The 2,401-nt window shown below is 43.1% G+C and carries 4 protein-coding genes; 2 read left to right on the top strand and 2 right to left on the bottom strand.

Translation table 11 applies throughout. From position 1 onward, the window contains the following. A partial coding sequence (locus tag AC6I5A_RS01285) for an NAD-dependent epimerase/dehydratase family protein (protein WP_034610815.1) occupies nt 1-249 on the bottom strand: 249 nt, incomplete at its 3' end. 164 nt (nt 250-413) lie between these two features. Next, entirely contained in the window at nt 414-1,055 is a 642-nt protein-coding gene (locus AC6I5A_RS01280; protein ID WP_034610813.1) for a YdcF family protein, read from the bottom strand. Between the two features lie 317 nt (nt 1,056-1,372). Here AC6I5A_RS01280 and AC6I5A_RS01275 point away from each other — a divergent pair, with 317 nt between their 5' ends. Both AC6I5A_RS01275 and AC6I5A_RS01270 read left to right on the top strand, forming a co-directional pair. Beyond that, nucleotides 1,373-1,543 (top strand): hypothetical protein, encoded by a 171-nt coding sequence (locus AC6I5A_RS01275; protein ID WP_497900398.1) that lies wholly within the window; start codon nt 1,373-1,375, stop codon nt 1,541-1,543. Beyond that, nucleotides 1,544-2,401: AAA family ATPase (locus tag AC6I5A_RS01270; RefSeq protein WP_052167818.1), on the top strand; the 858-nt coding region annotated here is incomplete at its 3' end.

Here is a 2,401-nt window from a genome sequence, read left to right as displayed (position 1 = left end):
CTCCATACTTTCCCCTACTAATGAATTAGCTGCGAAATGAATAACCGCTTTTATGTTATTGGTTTTAAAGACTTTATCTAAAGCATCTTTATCTCTTATATCTATTTTATGCAAATAGTCTACTTGTATTGATTTTTCATGCCCGCTCTGCAAATTATCAACTACTATTACATCTTCATTTTGCTCTTGAAAGTATTCAACGGTATGGGAGCCAATGTAGCCTGCTCCACCGGTAATAAGAATCGTCACAATTTACCTCCCCTGTTTAACTCATCTTTGACAGCTTGTCTACTCAATTCGTTCTCCGGAATCAATCCTACGGAAAGTAAAATTGTATCACACTCAAAGAACAATTCACTTTAGTCACTTGCTCTCTCTTACCGCTTGACCTGAAATTATCACCTACTAAACTCCTACAATGCAAATTGCTCCCGTAAATAAAAATTAAGCAGTTTTAGATACTCCTGAACTCCGCATTTCAGATCCTCTCGCCTCCGCCACCATCCCTCGGCCTTAAAATCGTCATACTGAGTAGGACAGGATATGACCCGGACTTCCTGATCCAGAGAGCCTACGGCCTTAACAAAGATCTTCTTTGCCCGTCCGGAATGTGATTTGGAAGTCACAATAATCAGGGAGTCTATCTCCTTTCGACTCTTCAGATACTCCCTCACCTGAATCGCTTCATCCTGGGTACTGAGCGCATCACCGGGCAGAATATTTACCTTTGCCACCGGTACTCCCAGCTGCACGGCCACTTCCCTGGCAGTATCAGAGTCATGAGGGATCTTTACCCCTTGGTTTACAACCAGATCATAACCCCTGACCATATTTCTGACCATCACTATTGCATCTGCATAGCCCTGCCTAAAAAGATCCACCGCCCCCAGCATCCGATCCGGTCCGCTGCCCATTAAAACAACAATCAGATCACTGCGCTGTGGTTCATCCTCTACCACCAGAAAACTGCCGAGGGCCGGTAAAGATAATCTGCCCAGAATAAAAATACCTAAAATAACGGCTAAGCTTACAATTATCTTTTTGGGTCTCTTCATAATATCAACATCTCACTATAAGTTTTCCTGATACCACTCAAGATCCGCCTTAATCCCCCGCTCAAAGCTCCCATCGGGATCGTAAGGGGAAAGCTGACCGAACGAGAGGGCTTTCCTCGAGCATGGTATCTGCATTCTTGTCCCTGCTACTGCATGTTAATGGGTTGTCAACACCGCCTTGCATAATGCTATTAATAATATACCACAAATTAGTGGTTTTAATGGTGTTTGCTTCCTTAATATGTCTCAACAGTGCTTCAATTGACATAGGTTTGAAACAGTGTTAAACTGTGCATAATAGCTTGGGGGGTGGTGTTTTGTCACTGAAAGACAATAAGCGAAGAATCACAGCAATTATCAGTCAGGAGTTGGAACAGAAAATCCAACAACTTTCCGAGGTCGAGCGGCGCACAAAATCTTCAATGACGGCAATTTTAATAGAAGAGGCAATTGAACACAGAAAACAGCAGGAAAAGGGGGGAAATTAAGTGATTGATTTTAGAAATCCCTATACACCGGGAGCCGGCATGATGCCGAAATATCTGGCAGGTAGAGATGACATTATTGATAATGCAAGGAAACGGATTGAAGCTGTCTCAACCGGGTATCAGTCGCGTTCGGTTGTGTATTATGGGCTGCGAGGCGTTGGAAAAACAGTTATACTAAATTCCATTGAGAACATCGCGGATAGCAACGATCTTTTAAACCGCCACATAGAGGTTAAGGAAACAAGCAATATTGTGAAGGCATTATCCATTGCATGTAACGGTTTTGTGCAAAGCCTTAGTCTCAAAGAGGCTATCAAAGATAAGGTTGGAAAACTCTGGTCTATCATAAAATCTTTTAGCACAACATGGAATCCGGAGGACAAAACCTTTTCCTTTGAATTGAAGGATCAGCCGTTGGAGCTCGCTACCGCAGGGACCGGCGATTTATCAAATGACCTTACAGAATTACTGGTCACACTTGGGAAGTATGCGCAGCAGGCAGATACGGCAATCTGCTTCTGCATCGACGAGATTCAATATGCGAAAAGTGAGGAGTTAGAAGCCCTCATTACTGCGGTTCACCGCTTGAATCAGCTGGGGCTTCCCGTTCTTTTCTTTTGTGCGGGACTTCCGAAAATTTTGAAAACAATGGGCGACACAAAGTCTTATACGGAACGGCTTTTTGAATTTATTGAAATCGACTCTCTCCCTGATTTGTCCGCCAAAGCCGCTATCACTATCCCTGCAGAAAAACTTAACGTACACTATACCACGGAAGCTGTAACAAAAATCATTGAACTTACACAAGGATATCCATATTTCATTCAGGAAATGTGCAGCACCATCTGGGAAAATCAC

Source organism: Desulfosporosinus sp. Tol-M2, assembly GCF_059735615.1.
Note: the sequence above shows the minus strand (reverse complement) of the source record. Positions and strands in the feature narration are given on the sequence as shown.

What these genes read in the sequence shown, in the direction of transcription:
- AC6I5A_RS01280 (WP_034610813.1), bottom strand. Translation starts at nt 1,055, where the DNA reads ATGAAGAGACCCAAAAAGATAATTGTAAGCTTAGCCGTTATTTTAGGT.